This is a genomic window from Mesorhizobium loti (genome assembly GCF_013170705.1).
Taxonomy (GTDB): Bacteria; Pseudomonadota; Alphaproteobacteria; order Rhizobiales; family Rhizobiaceae; genus Mesorhizobium; species Mesorhizobium loti_D.
The window spans coordinates 3,806,730-3,824,660 of sequence record NZ_CP033334.1 but is presented as its reverse complement, the minus strand read 5'-3'; the positions used below and the strand labels follow the sequence as shown (position 1 = coordinate 3,824,660).

16 protein-coding genes are annotated in these 17,931 nt (G+C 63.4%); 6 read left to right on the top strand and 10 right to left on the bottom strand.

The annotated features are described in order from the left end of the window. Window positions 1-248: 248 nt before the first annotated feature. Window positions 249-1,721: an MATE family efflux transporter gene (locus EB815_RS18585; RefSeq protein WP_056573207.1), complete on the top strand. Its 1,473-nt coding sequence runs from the start codon at window positions 249-251 to the stop codon at window positions 1,719-1,721. Between the two features lie 67 nt (window positions 1,722-1,788). Here EB815_RS18585 and EB815_RS18580 read toward each other — a convergent pair whose 3' ends face one another. After that, entirely contained in the window at window positions 1,789-2,199 is a 411-nt protein-coding gene (locus EB815_RS18580; protein ID WP_056573526.1) for an SH3 domain-containing protein, read from the bottom strand. Window positions 2,200-2,437: 238 nt separating this feature from the next. On the opposite strand from EB815_RS18580, the gene EB815_RS18575 reads away from it, so the two are divergent. After that, the gene (locus EB815_RS18575; RefSeq protein ID WP_056573210.1) at window positions 2,438-3,013 is read left to right on the top strand and encodes a TMEM175 family protein; all 576 of its coding nucleotides are present in this window, start codon (window positions 2,438-2,440) and stop codon (window positions 3,011-3,013) included. Between the two features lie 15 nt (window positions 3,014-3,028). Here the strand turns inward: EB815_RS18575 and EB815_RS18570 are convergent, their stop codons facing one another. Beyond that, window positions 3,029-3,310 (bottom strand): hypothetical protein, encoded by a 282-nt coding sequence (locus EB815_RS18570; protein ID WP_056573213.1) that lies wholly within the window; start codon window positions 3,308-3,310, stop codon window positions 3,029-3,031. Between the two features lie 135 nt (window positions 3,311-3,445). Here EB815_RS18570 and EB815_RS18565 point away from each other — a divergent pair, with 135 nt between their 5' ends. After that, window positions 3,446-4,312 (top strand): SDR family NAD(P)-dependent oxidoreductase, encoded by an 867-nt coding sequence (locus EB815_RS18565; RefSeq protein WP_056573217.1) that lies wholly within the window; start codon window positions 3,446-3,448, stop codon window positions 4,310-4,312. An 11-nt stretch (window positions 4,313-4,323) separates the two neighbouring features. Here the strand turns inward: EB815_RS18565 and EB815_RS18560 are convergent, their stop codons facing one another. The 3 genes from EB815_RS18560 to EB815_RS18550 all read right to left on the bottom strand — a co-directional run bounded on the left by EB815_RS18560 (window position 4,324) and on the right by EB815_RS18550 (window position 6,334). Beyond that, window positions 4,324-4,749 (bottom strand): low affinity iron permease family protein, encoded by a 426-nt coding sequence (locus EB815_RS18560; protein WP_056573219.1) that lies wholly within the window; start codon window positions 4,747-4,749, stop codon window positions 4,324-4,326. Window positions 4,750-5,102: 353 nt separating this feature from the next. Then, the gene (locus tag EB815_RS18555; protein ID WP_056573222.1) at window positions 5,103-5,744 is read right to left on the bottom strand and encodes a DapH/DapD/GlmU-related protein; all 642 of its coding nucleotides are present in this window, start codon (window positions 5,742-5,744) and stop codon (window positions 5,103-5,105) included. A gap of 86 nt (window positions 5,745-5,830) precedes the next feature. Next, window positions 5,831-6,334: a CreA family protein gene (locus tag EB815_RS18550; protein ID WP_056573225.1), complete on the bottom strand. Its 504-nt coding sequence runs from the start codon at window positions 6,332-6,334 to the stop codon at window positions 5,831-5,833. Between the two features lie 189 nt (window positions 6,335-6,523). Between EB815_RS18550 and EB815_RS18545 the strand changes: the two genes are divergently transcribed. Then, window positions 6,524-7,102, top strand: a complete 579-nt coding sequence (locus EB815_RS18545; protein ID WP_056573228.1) for an SCO family protein — start codon at window positions 6,524-6,526, stop codon at window positions 7,100-7,102. Between the two features lie 85 nt (window positions 7,103-7,187). Next, on the top strand, window positions 7,188-8,060 hold the full coding sequence (locus EB815_RS18540; protein WP_056573229.1) for a 50S ribosomal protein L11 methyltransferase: 873 nt from the start codon (window positions 7,188-7,190) through the stop codon (window positions 8,058-8,060). Between the two features lie 199 nt (window positions 8,061-8,259). Here EB815_RS18540 and EB815_RS18535 read toward each other — a convergent pair whose 3' ends face one another. Then, window positions 8,260-11,187 (bottom strand): autotransporter outer membrane beta-barrel domain-containing protein, encoded by a 2,928-nt coding sequence (locus EB815_RS18535; protein ID WP_162258929.1) that lies wholly within the window; start codon window positions 11,185-11,187, stop codon window positions 8,260-8,262. 756 nt (window positions 11,188-11,943) lie between these two features. Here EB815_RS18535 and EB815_RS18530 point away from each other — a divergent pair. Next, window positions 11,944-13,788, top strand: coding sequence for an aminopeptidase P family protein (locus tag EB815_RS18530; RefSeq protein ID WP_056573235.1), 1,845 nt, complete (start codon window positions 11,944-11,946; stop codon window positions 13,786-13,788). A gap of 65 nt (window positions 13,789-13,853) precedes the next feature. Here the strand turns inward: EB815_RS18530 and EB815_RS18525 are convergent, their stop codons facing one another. The 4 genes from EB815_RS18525 to ligA all read right to left on the bottom strand — a co-directional run bounded on the left by EB815_RS18525 (window position 13,854) and on the right by ligA (window position 17,928). Beyond that, window positions 13,854-14,150: an AzlD family protein gene (locus EB815_RS18525; RefSeq protein WP_056573238.1), complete on the bottom strand. Its 297-nt coding sequence runs from the start codon at window positions 14,148-14,150 to the stop codon at window positions 13,854-13,856. Continuing rightward, complete coding sequence (locus EB815_RS18520; RefSeq protein ID WP_056573530.1) at window positions 14,147-14,875, bottom strand: AzlC family ABC transporter permease; 729 nt, start codon at window positions 14,873-14,875, stop codon at window positions 14,147-14,149. Before EB815_RS18520 ends, EB815_RS18525 begins: the two co-directional genes overlap by 4 nt. 156 nt (window positions 14,876-15,031) lie before the next feature. Then, the gene (locus EB815_RS18515) at window positions 15,032-15,724 is read right to left on the bottom strand and encodes a DUF2461 domain-containing protein (protein WP_056573241.1); all 693 of its coding nucleotides are present in this window, start codon (window positions 15,722-15,724) and stop codon (window positions 15,032-15,034) included. Further along, window positions 15,724-17,928, bottom strand: coding sequence for an NAD-dependent DNA ligase LigA (gene ligA, locus EB815_RS18510; RefSeq protein ID WP_056573533.1), 2,205 nt, complete (start codon window positions 17,926-17,928; stop codon window positions 15,724-15,726). Before ligA ends, EB815_RS18515 begins: the two co-directional genes overlap by 1 nt. Window positions 17,929-17,931 lie beyond the last annotated feature (3 nt).

Here is a 17,931-nt window from a genome sequence, read left to right as displayed (position 1 = left end):
CCCATTCCGGGAGCTTTGAGAACATGATCGGACCAAGGCAAGTCCAGGAAGATGCGTTCGGTCTGCCGGGCAGAGCGCATAGCGCTTTCCCCCTTTGTAATTGCGTCGAACAGGGCGATTGAGCGGTTCGCCGCTTCGTGAAGCTGTGAACCGCTCAAGATACGCCAAGCGGAATTTTCCGACGCCGCATCGACCTGTGCCGTTGAATCGGCAATCATCGCGGACCGAGTTGGGATAAGCCTCCAGCCATGACCGAAAAAATGCCCACGCGCCGGCGCACCGGCGACCTGACCAGCGGCCCGATCCCACGCACGCTGCTGCTGTTTGCCTTGCCGGTGTTGGGCTCCAACGTGCTGCAGTCGCTCAACGGGTCCATCAATGCCGTCTGGGTCGGCCGTTTCCTTGGCGAATCGGCCCTGACGGCCACCTCCAACGCCAACCTCGTCCTGTTCCTGATCCTGGGCACGGTGTTCGGCATCGGCATGGCGGCGACCATCCTGGTGGCGCAGTCGGTCGGTGCCCGCGATCTGCCCGAGGCGCGCCGCATCGTCGGCACCAGCGCCACCTTCTTCTTCCTCGTTTCCATAGTCTTCGCGGTATGCGGCTGGATCTGGGTCGACGCCATCCTCAACACGCTTGGCACACCGGCGGACGCCTTGCCGCTGGCGCGGTCCTATCTGCGCATCATCTTCATCGCCGTGCCGATGATGAACCTTCTGTCCTTCGTCATGACCGTGCTGCGCGGCGCCGGCGATTCGCGTACGCCCTTCTTCTTCATGGCGCTGGCGGTCGTGCTCGATATCGTGCTCAACCCCCTGCTGATCCGCGGCATCGGCCCCTTCCCCGAACTCGGCATCGCCGGATCGGCGACTTCGACGCTGATCGGTCAGACCGTGAGCGTCATCGCCATCCTTGTCGTGCTCTATGCGCGCAAGCATCCGCTGCGGCTGGCCGGCGCCAATCTCACGCTGCTGTGGCCCGACCCCGCCTTGCTGCGCATTGTCGTCTTCAAGGGCGTGCCGATGGGGCTGCAGATGATCGTCATCTCGGCGGCGGCGCTGACGGTGATGGGCATCGTCAATTCCTACGGCTCGCAAGTAGCCGCCGCCTACGGCATCGCCGCGCAGCTGTGGACCTACATCCAGATGCCGGCGCTCGCCATCGGTGCCGCGGTCTCCTCGATGGCGGCGCAGAATGTCGGCGCCGGCCGCTGGGACCGGATCGGCCGCGTCGCCGCCTCCGGCGTCGGCTTCAACCTTGTCCTGACCGGCGCTCTCGTTGCGCTGTTGTGGCTCTTCGACCGCTCGATCCTCAGCCTGTTCCTGAGCAGCGACAGCGCGGCGATTGATATCGCCGCCCATATCAACACCGTGGCGTCCTGGTCGTTCATCCTGTTCGGCGTCACCATCGTGCTGTTCGCCACGGTGCGCGCCACCGGTGCGGTGATGCCGCCGCTGATCATCCTGGTGATCTCGGTGCTCGTCATACGCACCGGCTTTGCCTATTTCATGCGCGGCGTGATCGGCGAGGAAGCGTTGTGGTGGAGTTTTCCGGCTGGCTCGATCACCTCGCTGGTTCTGGCCGCGGCCTATTACCGCTTCGGCGGCTGGCGCACCATGCACATGATCGAGGACAGGCCGGCCGCCGGCGAGCCGCCGGATACCGGGCTTGGCGTGCCGCGTGAGCGCGCGAACATGGCGCCTGAAACGCCGAACGGCTGATCACCGACAAGGAAAAAAGGGCCGCGGATGACGCAGCCCTTTTTCGTTACGGCATTCGAGATCTGCCCTATTTGCAGGGAAAGCCGGGCGCGATCTTGCACTTGCCGGGCCGCGGCTTGTGCGGCGGGCGATGGTGCGGAGGACGGTGATGGGGCGGCTTGTGCCAGTGCGGCGGCCGATGATGCGGCGGACGAACGATGACGATCGGCGGACGAACGACATGGGCGCGCGAAAGATAACCGGAACTGGCCCAGCCGCTGACACCACCGCCATGGATCCGGCACCAACCCGGCTGGCAGCCGGCCACGTCGACCCTGAAGCCGGCCGGCAACGTCCCGACCCTGGCGTATCCCGCGCCGGGCCCGCTACGCACGTTGAGATTTGTCGTGGTATGAGCGCTGTAGGCGAAGGCCGCGGCGGATGTTCCGAAGACGGCGGCCAGCATGGTCGCTATCGCAAGCAGAAATCGAAATCTCATCAGTCCCTCCATTCGGTCCCCGGCCGTTCGACGGCTCGACCAAGGGTTGCATCAGAAGGGAGAGAAAACAGCGGGAAAGTCAACAACCGGCCAAGGCCGATCATCACATCGGCAACTTCGGCAAGGGAGTTTTCCCGGACATGGTTGAGGAATTTCCCGAGTGCCGTTTATCGGCCCGGAAACTTCCGCTAACAGTTTACTGTCTTTCGACAATTCATTGCGGGCGGAGGCGGTGAGCATGGGCAAAGGCAGGGTCGAGGCATTCACCGACGGCGTGGTGGCCATCATCATCACCATCATGGTGCTGGACCTCAAGGTGCCGGAGGGCGAGGACTTTTCCGCCCTGGCGCCGCAATTGCCGATCTTCCTGTGCTACGTGCTCTCATTCATCAATGTCGGCATCTACTGGAACAATCTGCACAACATGTTCCACACCGTGCAGCGCGTCGATGGTGGCGTGCTGTGGGCAAACCTGCATCTGTTGTTCTGGTTGTCCCTGATGCCGGTAACGACGGCTTTCATGGGCGAGAACCATTTCGCCACGGTTCCGGTCGCGGTCTACGGTTTCGATCTTGCAATGTGTGCGACCGCCTACGGCATCCTGGTCATCGCCCTGCACCGTCTGCATGGGCCGGATACCGCCTTCGCCAAGGCAATCGGCAGTGACCGCAAGGGAAGGCTTTCGCTTGCCGGCTACCTGGCGGCGATCGCGCTTGCCTTCCTCAACCGGTGGATCGGCGTGGGCCTCTATGTTGCCATCGCCCTGGTGTGGCTGGTGCCGGACACGCGCTTTTCGCGCGTTCTCGAGAAATAGCGCGGGAAACCAGCCTTATTTACGCATCGCCTTTAGCGTTTCCGCCACCGAAGCGGCAAGGTCGGCATAGCGCTCCTCCAGCCGTTCGGCTGCCTTGATGATCGAGAAATCATGGCCGAATTTCTCCAGCGCCATACGCAGTTTCTCGACGAATTCGGCCTGCTTTTCCAACGCCGAGAACAGCGTCTTCACCTGGGCTTCGCTGATATCGGGGTTGGCCAGCATCTGCGGCACCTCTCGCCCCATCTGATCGCCGGTGGCGGTCTGTTCCTTCAGAATTGCAACCCAATCCGTCAATAGAAAATCTCCTTTACCAGGATAGCATGCGCAGCCTCGACCAGCCCGGTCAACCCGGACACGTGCCGACGCAGGCTTGCGCAAGCCTGTTCCGGCACTAAGTTCTGCGCCATCGAGAAAAGGATCCCGTTGCTCATGATCACCGACGCCGAAATCCAGACCGCCCTGCCCGCGCTCAGCCCCGGCAACACCGCCGTCATCACCGGCGCCGCGAGCGGCATTGGGCTGGCGGCCGCCAAACGACTTGCGTTGATGGGCATGAGGATCGTGCTCGCGGACATCGCCGGGACCCGCCTTGACGATGCCTCCCGGGCAGTCTCGGCCATTGCCGGCGACGACGCCGTGCTTGCCGTTGCATCGGACGTTTCGAAGGCCGATGAGGTCGATCGTCTCGCCGACCGGGCATTCGGCGCCTTCGGCGAGATTTCGCTGCTGATGAACAATGCCGGTGTCGGCGATAACCCGGGCAAGCCCTGGGAAAACCGTGATGCGTGGAAGCGGCTGCTCGACATCAATTTCTGGGGTGTCGTGCATGGCGTGGAGGCCTTCGCGCCACGCATGCTGGCATCGGCCAGACCGGGCCTGATCCTCAACACCGGCTCCAAACAAGGCATCACCACGCCGCCCGGCAACCTTGCCTACAATGTCTCCAAGGCAGGCGTGAAGACATTCACCGAAGGCCTGGCGCATGCGCTACGCAACGAGCCTGGTGCCCGCCTGTCGGCGCATCTGCTCATCCCCGGCTTCACCTATACCGGCCTCACCGAGGGTGCTACGGAAAAACCGGCCGGTGCCTGGACCGGCGAGCAGGTTGTTGATTTCATGTTGGAATCGCTGGTCAGCGGCGATTTCTACATCCTGTGTCCGGACAATGACGTGGCGCGCCCCGTGGACGAAAAGCGCATGGCCTGGGCGATCGGCGACATCATCGAAAACCGCCCCGCCTTGTCGCGCTGGCACCCGGACCACAAGGATGCCTTCGCGGCCTTCATGAAAAACTGATCTTCACGTCCTCAGGCCGCACGCTTCTTCGGAGCTCGTTTTTGCGCCACGGCCTTCTTCGCGGCCATGGCGGCGATCTTTTCGTCATGCCGTCGCGCCGCCCGTTCGCATTTGTCGCGGATCTCCTCGACCTCGGATTCCGTCAGGTGCTCGATGCCGATGAAGCGGTTGTGGCCCTCGCTGACCCGGATCAGTTCATCGAGCTTGGCCTGGATCGCCGCGCCGTCGCGGTTCTGGGTGTTCTGGATGAGAAACACCATCAGGAAGGTGATGATGGTCGTGCCGGTGTTGATCACCAATTGCCAGGTGTCCGAGAAGCCGAAGAACGGCCCGCTTGCCGCCCAGACGACGACGATCAGGCCACAAGCGGCGAAGGTCAACGGTAGGCCGGCTATGTGGGCGACCCAGTTGGCGACCTTGGTGAAAAGCTTTTCCATCTGTCGAGAACCCTCAATGGCTGCCGCGATGAGAAACAACCGACGACCGTTCCAGGTTCCCACCGGCAACAAATACGTCAGGCGCAATTGAATGCACGCAATGGGAGCATTCTACGGAAAACACACCTTATCGGTTTAATGTCATGGTAACCATGCAGGCAGAGAGCCTGTTCCTTCCGCTTCACGGCGGTTTAACTCCAGCCCCTTCCGCCGCGCCACCCCCGCATGGCGGAAGGGGTTTCCAGAAAAGCGCCGACCGGCACACTGACAGACGGTCGGCTCCGCCTCCCGCAACTTGCTTCGCAGCCTGTGCGCCATGAGTGGCTCGCCGCTTCCTTGAGACGGTGACTCTTCTAGGCGGCGTCGTTTTCCCAACGGTCGAGGAAGGCCTCGATCGGCATTGCCTGGATGTCGGGAACCGCCCTGGCGAGTTTCTCGACCGGCCAGTCCCACCAGGCGAGCGCTTCGATCCGTGCCGCGACAGCCGGGGGAAAGCGCCGTCGCAGCGGCTTCGCCGGCACGCCGGCGACGATCATGTAGGACGGTACGTCCTGCGTCACCACCGCATTGGCTCCGATGACAGCACCATTGCCGACAGTGATGCCAGGCATGATCACCGCACCGTGGCCGACCCAGACGTCATGGCCGATGGTCACGGCATTCGCTCGCCGCCGCTCGCGGAACGCGGCATCGACGCCCAGCCAACGAAAATACTCGTTCGGCCGATAGCTGACCTTGTGCTGCGTCAGCCGCTCGATCGGATGTTCCAGCGCATTGATGCGGCTGTTGGCGGCGATCGAGCAGAATTTGCCGATGCTCGTATAGATAGCCTCGGCATGGCGCTCGAAATAGGAGAAGTCGCCGACGCTCACTTCGCGCAGCACCACCCGCTCGCCGATCGAGGCGTAGCGGCCAAGCTTGCATGCCTTGAGTTCCGCGGTCGGATGGATGCGCGGCTCGGGGGCCTTGAGGACGAGGTCTTCGGAACGGTCCATGCGGCGGCTTTACGTCAGAGCAATTGCTCCCGCAAGGCAGGAGCAATTGTCCGTGGGGCAATCAGCACGAATGACGTCCACCCCGCCTAGTTCGGCTTGCCCTTGCTCCACACCACGTTCTGGCCGTAGAGCGGCACTGTCGTGACCGACATTTTCGCCGAGCCGTTCTGCACCTGGCGGGAATGCGAGAGGTAGATCAACGTCTCGTTGGCCTTGTCGTAGATGCGGTTCACCACCTGCTTCTTCCAGATCAGGCTGAGGCCTTGCTTGAACACCTCCTCGCCGCCCTCGCTCATGTCGATGTTGCCGATGGTGATAGGACCGGTCTGGCGGCAGGAGATCGAGGAATCGCTGGGATCCTCGAACCAGTTGCCCTTGTGCAGGCGATCGATGACGCTGCGGTCGAAATAGGCGACATGGCAGGTCACGCCATCCACCTTGGGGTCCTTGATCGCGTCGATCTTGATGTCGTTGCCGACCCAGTCGACGCCCACCTTGCCGACTTCCTCGGCGACGGCGCCGCCGGTGCCGAGCGCAAGGCATGCGGCCAAGGCGCCGCCGATCACTTTTCGCCCAATCAGTTTGCGCAAAGGAGGTCTCCCGCGGTTCGAGTTGCCGGTTTCAGGTGGGGCGCGTTGTGCCGCTTTGCAAGCGGATGCGTCAACGCCACCGCGGTTGCGGCAACGCGGCACTTTGCCTGCGCGGGGCCGAACCGCTAAGACAGTCGCACCGGCGCGGCATTGAGCCGGCGCGATGATTTCTGCGGACGGACTTTTCTGATGATGCGTTCTATCCTGGTCGGTATTCTCGTCCTGATGGCGGCCGGCATCGGCTGGCTGACCTTCGACTGGTATCGCGGCCACTATGGCGGCGAACCGTTCGGCGCACCCTTCACCCTGGTCGACCAGAAAGGCGCGCCGATCACCGAGGCGGCATTCAGGGGCCAGCCCAGCGTCGTCTTCTTCGGCTTCACCCACTGTCCCGAGGTTTGCCCGACCACGCTGTTCGAACTCTCCGGCTGGCTGAAGACGCTCGGCGACGACGGCAAGACCCTGCACGCCTATTTCGTCTCGGTCGACCCGGAGCGTGATACGCCGGCGGTCATGAACGCCTATGTCAGCAACTTCTCCGACCGCATCACCGGCATCACAGGCGACCCGGACAAGGTCCATGCCATGGCAAAGTCGTTCGGCATCTACTGGAAGAAGGTTGATACCGGCGACGGCGACTATACGATGGACCACACCGCCTCGGTGCTGCTGCTCAACGGCAAGGGCGACTTTGCCGGCACGATCGCCTATGGCGAAAGCGCCAGCACCGCGGTCGAAAAGCTGAAGCGTCTTGCCGCGAAGGGCTAGAGTTTGATCCCGAAAAGTGGAAACCGGTTTTCTTGGACAAACGGTTCCGTTTGTCCAAAGATCAAGCCCGAATAAGAAACTCCCGATGACCCAGACGCGGATCCATTTCACCACCGGAAAGATCGAGGCGGAGCGCGTCTTCGCGGCGCTTGAGTTGGCCTTCGAGGATGAAGGCTTGCCGATTGCCGTGCTCGAAGTCGACGAGGACAAGGACATCCACGAGGTCTCGCTCTACGCCGATGGCGACGTCGACGCCGTCGAGGCGCGAGTGAAGGACATTCTTGCCGGCCTCGCTTTGTCGAAGCCGGTCGAGCGCGAGGCACTGCCCGACATCGACTGGGTGGCGCGTTCGCTGGAAGGCCTGAAACCGGTGCGCGCCGGCCGTTTCTTCGTCCACGGTGGACATGATCGCACAAAGCGTCACAGTGGCGAACTCGCCATCGAGATCGAGGCAGGCCTCGCCTTCGGCACCGGCCACCATGGCACCACCGCCGGCTGCCTGGAAATGCTGGAGAAGGTGGTGCGGCGCGAGCATCCCCGCAATGCGCTCGACCTCGGCACCGGCAGCGCGGTGCTGGCCATCGCCGTCGCCAAGCTGGCGCATATACCGGTGCTCGCCACCGACATCGATCCCGTGGCGGTGAAGGTCGCCGCCGCCAATGCGCGGCTCAACCATGTCAAGGCGCTTGTCGAAACGGTGACCGCGCCGGGCTTTCACCACCCGATCTTTGGCAAGCGTGCTCCCTTCGATCTCATCGTCGCCAACATATTGGCGCGGCCGCTGATGCGGCTGGCGCCGCAAATGGCCAGGCATATCGCGCTCGGCGGCTCGATCGTGCTGTCAGGCATTCTCGATCGCCAGCGCGACGCCGTCATCTCGGCCTATGTCGGCCAGAATTTCCGGCACGTGCGCACCTTGCACCGCGAAGGCTGGGTGACGATCCATCTCAAGCATTGAGACAGGTCGAGCACCGCAGCGCCCGCAGTCGAAAGATCCGTTCCGAAATTGTTGCCAAAAGCCAAAACTCCGCCGACCGGAGTCGGCGGAGCCTTGAATGCTGTTTTCTACCAGCTTCAGACGCCTGTGAGGGAAACAGGCCTTTCAAAACTTCGCCACGGCATGGATGTTCCACCCCAACAGCAAAAAGCCCGGTCGCTTAGAACCTAATGCCCAGATTGGCCTTGAAGCCGTTGTCGAAGGCATCCGGCCCGAACTGTCCGGCATAGGACAGGCCGAGTGTCGCGTTGCGCGCCAGTTGCACGTCGAAGCCGGCTTCGACCAACATCGCATCCCTGGCGATCGGCGCACCGGCGATTGTGAAGTCGTCGCCGCCGGCAAAGGCGACGGTCGACAGCGGTGTCACATCGCCGAAGGCATGGCGCCAGCCGAACATGCCGCGCGCGGTCGCCGCCACGCCGCCGATGGTAACGTCGGTGGAGGCTCTGACGCCGAGCGTGGTGAAGGTCGCATCCGACGACGAACTGCCGCTGGTCAGCGCCGCGGTGCCGCCCTCCGCGAAGCCGTCTGTATGCAGGTTTACGTAAGCAAGGTTGGCGAAGGGCTCGAAAGCAAACGGCCCGGCATCGGTCTTGTAGGCCAGCTCGCCGAAGGCTTGCGCGGTCGCGGCGTCGTAGTCGGCCGACAGGCCGTCGGTGAAGCCCTGGAACGCGACTGAACGTGACGTCGAGATCCGGTGCCAGGTGTAGGCGGCGCCGGTGCGGAAGGCGATGGCGCCCCAATTGGTCCCGCCATAGAGACCGAGATGGTAATTGTCGCTGTCGCCCGACGAGGCCCTGTCGTCGGCATTGAAGCTGGTGCGGCTGTAGCCACCGACCACGCCGATGCGCCAGTCGCCGGCCAGGCCGTCGGCGCCGACCAGCAGGCCGCCCGTCGACCGGTCGAAGGCGGCCGCATTGCCGTCGCTGTCGGTACCGCCCCAGGACCCGAACCCCTGCGACCAGACGGCGAAGCGATCGGTGTCGGCGGGCACAGACTGAACGCCGTCCTCGCCATAGGCCATGACCGGCAGCGAAGCTGTCTTGCCGCTGTCGCCGAAGGCACCACGCAGGCGCGCCGTCACCGCGTCCTGCAGGAAGTGGCTGTCCTGGAGGAGCATGCCCTTGGCCGAGGCGTGGACTTCACCGGAGAGCTGGTCGAAAGCGGCCTGCGCGGCAGCGTCGCTTGGCAAGCCAAGCACCGCGCTGACCAAGGCGCTGCTGGCGGCACTGTCCAGCCCCGCGCCGGTGGCGATCTGGTTCGGCGTCAGGCCGGCGGAGCCGAAGCTCTTTGTCTGGGTGACGTCGACATAGGCATGGGTTGCGTCGGATGTGGTGCTCAGACTTACGAAGGCGGAGACCTGTGGATCGCTCACCAGGGTGAACGTTCCGCTGACGCTGGTGGCCTCGAGCACCGTGTAGCGGGTACCCGCGACCAGGCCACTCTGCCCGATATTGGTCACCGTCAAGCCTGCGCCATTGGTAATGGTAGCGGCACCGGATGCGTCGATCAGATCCGAAAGACCAGCCGAATTGAGTTCCACCGCATAGGTCGAGCCGGACTCGAACTTGGCGGTGCCGTTGACGGTCAGCGTACCGATCGCATTGTTGCCGGGCGCGACCGTGCCGGAAGCATCGAATGAGCCAACCGTGCCGCCGCCGGCAAGCGTGGCGCCACTGTCGACCGTAACGGCAGAACTGGCCAGCGAACCTGAGACCAGCAAGGTGCCGGCCTTCACCTTGGTCCCGCCCGACAACGCGTTCGTACCCGACAGCTCGAAGGTTCCCGTCCCGTCCTTGATCAGTCCGTTGGTACCTGTGATGACGCCCGAAAATACCGTCGAGCCATTATTGCCTCCGGTCGTCAGCTTTCCTGTCCCGCTGGTAACCGCTCCCGCGCCGGCAAGCGAGCCGATCGCCTGGTCGAAATTGTTGAGATCAAGCGTTGCGCCGCTTGCCACCGTATAGGCGCTGTTCGCGCTGAAGATGTTGGTCGTGGCCGCCTTCAGCGTGCCTTGGGCGACATCGGTGGCCGTAGCGTAATTGTTGTTGCCGGCGTAACCGTCGACCGTCAGCGTTCCCGCGCCGGTTTTGGTGAATGTCCCGCTCGGCGTATCGTTGTCACCCATGCTGGCGGTCGTGCTGACGTCAAAACCGTTGGTGTCGATGGTGCCGCCCGCAGCGCCAAAAAGGATCGAGACGTTCGGAAGGTTGAGGTTTGCACCCGCCTGCAACGTGCCGCCATCCAGTGTGATCGGACCCGTGCCCAGCGCGTGATCGGCCGTGACCCGGATCGTTCCCTCATCGATGATGGCGCCGGAGCTGAAACTGTTGCCGTTGTTGGTCAAAACAAGCGTGCCGGCGCCGGTCTTGACGATCGCGGTTGGATCGCTGAATTCCGAAATCTGACCGGCATAGGTTCCGGTTGCTCCCGAGCCGACATTCAGATTCATGCCGGCATACATGATCAGGTCATTGTTGATCGTGATGCCGTTCTGGATGTCGATGGTGGTGCCGCCGTTGGCGTAGACAGCCCCCGTCCCAAGCGCCGCATTGTTGCCAAGGCTGAGCGTGCCGCCATAGAGATTGGTGCCGCCCGTGTAGGTGTTTGCGCCATTCAAGGTCAGCAAGCCGTCACCGCTCTTGGTGAGGCTTGCGCCGGAGATCACTCCATCGGCCGTAAAATGAGCACCGGCATCGACCGTGACGACAGTGTCGGAAACGAAATTGAAACTGGCGCCGGCGTCCAGGTCGGAAATGAAATTGTTCGTCTGCACGTTGATCGAGGCCTGCCCAGAGGCCTGGAAATTCAAAACGCCGCTTGAAAACCGGTAACCGCCGGAGGTGCTCGTGGCATTCAAGTTCAGCGTGCCGACCGTATAGGGTCCACCAGTCAGGAGAACGGTATAGCCGAGCCCCTGGTCCGGCGCATCATGGTTGAAGTTCGCGACCGCCTCGACGCCGTCGGGAACCGTTGCGGGAGTCCAGTTCGCAGCCGAACCCCAATCGCCGCTGTTGTGAGCGAAATCCTCGGCCGAGGCGCCACCTGACATGATCGGCGTTACAGCGGCCGCAATCAGCCCGGCCATCAGCAGAGCCGGAAGCGACGTGGACGACCGAAGCGAGCCCGCAAGCCGCGCATTCACCTCGCCATCGCCTTTGGCACGCGCTGCGGAAACAGAATATCTCATCCACAATCCCCCCGACCAACCATCCATTGGCTGAATCGACCCTTTAAGCCCGTGGCGACGCTACGAAACCCGCTGCCGAGAGACAAGCGAATGTAAGCCGTATAGATTACCGGAACCGAGCAACACGGAGCCCAGACAAGAAATCAGAGCAAATCCGTCGCGAATTTGCATCGATCAACAGTTGGCCACACCAGACGCCAGACCGCGAACAAGCACGGTTTTTGCCGACTGACTGGCTCAAGACATAGTCCTCATTTTCAACATCGACCCTGCAAACGGCGCGCGGCCGGCATCATCACTTTCAACAGCGTGCCGGAACTGGCCCCGAAACCAACCTTGACCGGAAGGCCCCCACCCCCGGCTGTCAAGACAAGAAAACCCGAACCAGATAACTTGCCATGCGAAGTGACGCACGCTCAAAAAGCAGGCGTTGCTGACTTTTTCTGGTTACAATTCCCGTGTGCCGGCGGGCAGCGCAGCAAAGCCGCGTTGTGTCGGGGATGAACAACGACAAGCCAGCCCTCGTACTGCGGCTGGACCAGCCCCATCTGGTTGTCAGCCAGGCGGCGCTGTAGCAGTTTTCGCCGGTCGGGAAATCGATTCCGCTTTCCCGACCCATAGGCTACGGTCGCGCGACTACCAAGGAGGCCCACCATGTTCCAGACCTTCGATTCCGCCGGCGACCCGGCAGTCGGAAAGCCGCGCGTGGCGCTGCTGCGCCAATGGTTGGCCGCGAATGGCCTTGATGGTTTTATCGTGCCACGCGCGGACGAGCATCAGGGCGAATATGTCGCCGATCGTTCGGCACGGCTGAAATGGCTGACCGGCTTCAGCGGCTCGGCCGGTGTCGCCATCGTGCTTCGCGACCGCGCCTTCGTCTTCGTCGACGGGCGCTACACGCTGCAGGTGCGCAATGAGGTCGATCTCGACATTTTTTCGATCGAAAGCCTGGTCGACAACCCGCCCGCCGTCTGGCTCAAGGATAATATCGGCAAAGGCGCGCGGCTCGGCTTCGATCCATGGCTGCACACGATCGGCGAGGTCAAGGCGCTGCAGGCCTCGGCCGACAAGACCGGCGCCGTGCTGGTGCCGCTCGACAAAAACCCGATCGACATCATCTGGAAGGATCAGCCCGCCGCACCCGTGACCCCGGTCGAGCTGCACCCGATCGGCTTTGCCGGCGAGCTCGCCAAGGACAAGCTGGCGCGGCTGGCAACGGCGATCGGCAGGGACGGCGCCACCCATGCGGTGCTGACCGACCCCTCTTCCATCGCCTGGGTCTTCAACATCCGCGGCGGCGACGTGCCGCACACGCCGCTGGCGCTCGGCTTCGCCATCCTGGCCGCCGACGGGTCGCACCAGCTGTTCATGGACAAGCGCAAATTCTCGCGCCAGGTCGCGGCCTATCTCACCCAGCTCGCCGATCCGCATGAGCCCGGCGAATTCGAGGCGGCGATCGCAGCGCTTGCCAAGGGCGGCGCCAAGATCGCGCTCGACCCGGTGCTTGCGGCCGACAGGCTGCGCATGCTGGTCGAGGACAATGGCGGTACGGTGATTGCCGCGCCCGACCCGGCCCGCATCCCGCGCGCCACCAAGAACCAGGCCGAGATCGCCGGCTCGCGCGCCGCCCATCGCCGTGACGGCGCGGCGGTGGCAAAGCTTTTGTGCTGGCTGGAGCGGCAGAAGCCCGGCTCGCTCGACGAGATCGCGGTCGTCACCCGGCTGGAAGAGAGCCGCCGGCAGACCGGCGAGGAAACGCAGATGCCGCTGCGCGACGTCTCCTTCGACACCATTTCCGGCGCCGGTCCGAACGGCGCCATCATGCATTATCGCGTGTCGCGCGCCACCAGCCGCAAGCTCCAGGCCGGCGAGCTGTTCCTGCTCGATTCCGGCGCGCAATATCAGGACGGCACCACGGACATCACCCGCACCGTGCCGATTGGTCAGCCGACCGAGGAGATGCGCGAGCGCTTCACGCTGGTGCTGAAAGGCATGATCGGCATTTCCACGTTGCGGTTCCCCGCCGGCACGCGCGGTTCGGAGATCGACGCCGTCGCCCGCATGGCGCTGTGGAAGCATGGCTGCGACTTCGCCCACGGCACCGGCCATGGCGTCGGCTCGTATCTGGCCGTGCATGAAGGACCCCAGCGCATTGCCCGCACCGGCACAGAAAAGCTGCTCGAAGGCATGATGCTGTCCAACGAGCCGGGTTACTACAAGGAAGGCGCCTATGGCATCCGCATCGAGAATCTCATCCTGGTGACGCCGCCTGAACAGATCGAGGGCGGCGACATCGCCATGCACGGCTTCGAGACGCTGACGCTGGCGCCGATCGACATCAGGCTGGTGCGCTCAGACCTGCTGACGCGCGAAGAACTGCATTGGCTCGACGCCTACCATGCCCGTGTGCTGGCCGAGATCGGACCGATGCTCGACGGCGAAACCCTGGCCTGGCTGGAAAAGGCGACAGCACCGCTACCGCATGACGCGAAGATTTGAGGCGGCCTATATTCAGCTTGGAAGGCTGGCGCTGCCAACGGCCCAAACCGATCGCGCCTACGAGATCATCCCACGAACTGCCGCGCGAGGATCAGCACCGCCGCGCCGGCCAGAAACATCGCCATCAGCCCGCCACGCAGTGACACAACAGCCGTGACGACCAATGCCGCCCATTCCGCCGGTCCGGCATTCAACAGTTCAGGCGCCACCAGCGTGGTCAGAACCGCCGCCGGCACCGCATTGAGGCCTGCTTCCACGCGCGGATGAATGTTCTCGAAGCGCGAGATGACCAGATGTCCGCCGACGCGCGTGAGATAAGTGGCGATCGCGCCCGCGATGATGATCCAGAACGTCGTGCTCATGGCCGCTCTCCAACGCCGCTATGGTGCGGCGGCAGGATGACGGCGAGCAGAACGCCGGCAACAGCGCCGATCGAGACATGCCAGGGCGAGCCAACCGTCTTGTAGGCGATGATGGACGCCGCGGCGCTGGCGATGACCACCGGCAGCCACAGCGGCCGTTTGCGAAAGCCCATGACGAGGCCAAGAAAATAGATCGGCAGCAGGAAATCGATACCCAGCGCGTGCGTATCGGGGATCAGCTTTCCGAACACCGCGCCAAGCGCGCTTTCGACGATCCAGAACAGATAGACCGGCAGGCCGAGCCCCAGATACCAGGCAAAGCTGACGGTCTGGCCCGATTGCGCCCGCGCTTCTGTCACGGCGTATTGCGGATCGGTGAGGATGAAGTAGCCGAGAGCTTGGCTGATGACGGGCCAGTGCGCGATGCGCCGGCCGATGCCGGCCGAGTAGAGCACATGGCGGAAGTTGACGGCGAAGATCGACAGCACGATCAGCCACGGCGCGACATGCTGGCCGAACAGCTGGATGCCGACCATCTGGCTGGCGCCGCCGAAGACAAGCGCGCTCATCAGGAAGGCTTCGAAGACAGAGAAACCCTGGTCAACGGCAAGCGCCCCGAACAGCACCGCGAACGGCGCCGACGCCACCACGACAGGCATGGAGAGCCGCACGCCTTGCCAGAAGTCGCTCTTGCCGCCGCTCTGCGAGATCACGTCCGTCGCCATCGACCACTCCTGATGCATCTCGCCCAAAGTGCGTAGCGTTTTGGGAATACGACATGCACAACAACAAGGAGTGGCGGTATGTAGGTGGCACTCCGTGCCTTGTCACACGAATTCGCTTGAGCCAAACGATCAGCGGAAATGATCGTCACCGCGGGATCAGTCTTTCGCCGCGCCACCCTCTATCTCCCTGCCCCAGTCGAGCAGCGGCTTGGAACGCATGACGAAATCGACGAGTTCCTCGACCAGCGCGGACGTATGGATTCCCGCTGGATCGATGACGTGCTGGACCACGAAATGCCGGTTGCGGATGGCCTCGGCCAAATCGGGATCGCTTATATGCTCGAAGCCGCGCGGCGTCCGCTTCATGCGACCCTCCGCCTCCAGCCCAAGCCGGTCCTTCTTCAAGGCGGCCGCCAGGCCGCGAAATGTATCCGGCCGCGTTGCGATCGCCTTGCGCATGGCGAGCAGCAAGGCCGGCTCCGGGTTCCACCAGGCGACGTCGGCAAAACAACGCTCCAGCCCGATATGAACATAAAAGACGCCTTGCGACATCTTGGTGCCGTCCGGTGACAGGATGGCCGAGACATGCCGGTTGTAGGGCCGTTTGTCCTTGGCGAAGCGCACATCGCGATTGATGCGGAACAGCGATTTCTTGCGGTCGCCGCGCAGGCCAAGTCCGGCATCGGCGAAACGCTGCGTCAGCGTGTCGACGAGATCGCCCAGGGGATCGCGCAGTTCCTGTTCGAACAAATCGCGGTTTTCCAGGAACCACTCCCGGCTCTGATGGAAATCCAGTGCCTTCAGGAACGGAATGGCCTTCGGGCCGAACCCTTTGAACGCTCCGTCCATCACGCCTTGCCGACCCGCTGCAGCCAGGTGTCCTCGTCGATCACTTCGACGCCGAGTTCACCGGCAAGCTTGAGCTTGGAGCCGGCACCCGGTCCCGCCACCACCAGATCGGTCTTGGCCGAAACCGAACCGGCGACCTTGGCGCCGAGACGCTCGGCCATCGCCTTGGCTTCGGAACGGGTCATCTTTTCCAGCGAGCCGGTAAAGACGATGGTCTTGCCCGCGACCTCGCTGTCGGCCGAGACGGTGACGATATACGGCTTCGGCTTGACCTGTTCGAGCAGCTTGTCGAGCACGTCGTCATTGCGCTCATTGCCGAAGAAGTCGCGCAGCGCGTCGATCACCGTGTCGCCAATGCCGTTGATCGACGGGAAAACGGCATGCGGATCCTCCGCCGCCGCCGTCTCCTTGCCGACGCGGATCAGTTCCTCGATGGTCGAGAAGGTCTTTGCAAGCACGGCCGCCGTCGTCTCGCCGATATGGCGGATGCCGAGCGCGAAGATGAAGCGGTCGAGCTCCGGTTCGCGGCGCGAATCGATCGCCGCGAACAGCTTGTCGAGGCCCTCATAGTTGCGATCCTCGACGCTGCGCACATTCTTGCGCGTCTTGCCGGACGCCGCCTCGCGCTGCCTGGCCTGCTCCTCTCGCCGCTCGGCAAGCGCCTTGGTGACGGCGGGTCGACGGTCCCGGAGCGTGAAGATATCGGCGGCTGTCTTGATCAGTCCGGCATTGAAGAAGGTGTCGATGTTCTCCGCGCCCAGACCCTCGATATCCAGGGCGCCACGTGACACGAAATGGCGCAATCGCTCCACGGCTTGTGCCGCGCAGATCAGCTCGCCCGTACAGCGCCGCCGGGAATCCTCCTTGCCGGTCTTCTCGTTGATCTCGCGCGTCGCCGGTGATCCGCAAACCGGACAGGTGTGCGGGAACTCGTAAGGCACGGCATTGGCAGGACGCTTGTCGACGACGACGCTGACGATCTGCGGGATGACGTCCCCTGCGCGCTGGATCACCACCGTGTCGCCGATGCGCACATCGATGCCGTCGCGGATCGGCAGGCCGTTGCTGTCGAAACCCTTGATGTAATCCTCATTGTGCAGCGTGACGTTCTCGACCACGACACCGCCGACGGTGACAGGGGCCAGCCGCGCGACCGGCGCCAGCGTGCCGGTGCGGCCGACCTGTATGTCGATCTTCTCGACCGTCGTCATTGCCTGTTCGGCCGGGAATTTATGGGCGACGGCCCAGCGCGGCTCGCCGGTGACGAAACCCCAGCGGCGCTGCAGCTCCAACTGGTCGACCTTGTAGACGACGCCGTCAATGTCATAGCCGAGCGACGAGCGCTGCTCCTCGATCAGATGATAATGCGCCACCAGTTCCTCGACCGACTTCGCCCGCACCATCAAGGGGCTGATCTTGAACCCCCAATCGGCGAATTTTTGCACCGATTCGTACTGGGTCGGCGCCGGATCCGCCGTCGTGAAGCCCCAGGCATAGGCGAAGAACTTGAGGTTGCGGGTGGCGGTGACGGAGGGATCCTTCTGGCGCAGCGAGCCGGCCGCCGTGTTGCGCGGATTGACGTAATCCTGGCCGCCGGCCGCCGCCGAACGCTGCTTCAGCGCCTCGAATTCCGCATAGGTCATGTAGACCTCGCCGCGTATCTCGATGATTTCGGGCCAGCCCGAGCCTTTCAGCCTGGCGGGGATGTCGGCGATGGTCCTGAGATTGGCGGTGATATCCTCGCCCACGGCACCATCGCCGCGCGTCGCGCCTTGCACGAACACGCCCTTTTCGTAGCGCAGCGACGCCGACAGCCCGTCGATCTTCGGCTCGGCGGTGAAAGCGATGTCGAGATCCTTGTCGCGGTCGAAGAAGCGCCGGCCGCGCTCGATGAAATCGGCGACGTCCTCGTCGGTATAGGCCTTGGCGAGGCTGAGCATCGGCACGGCATGGCGCACCTTGGCAAAACCCTCCGCCGGCGGTGCGCCCACCCTGCGCGACGGCGAATCCTCGCGCACCAGCCCCGGAAAGCGCTGTTCGATGGCAAGATTGCGTCGCGTAAGCGCGTCATATTCGGCATCCGTGATGATCGGCGCGTCCTCGGTATGGTAGCGCCGGTCGTGCTCGGCGATCTCCTCCGCAAGGCGCTTCAGCTCTGCTTCAGCCTCGCTTTCGCTGAGCGAATCGACAGGTTTTTCCGACATGCT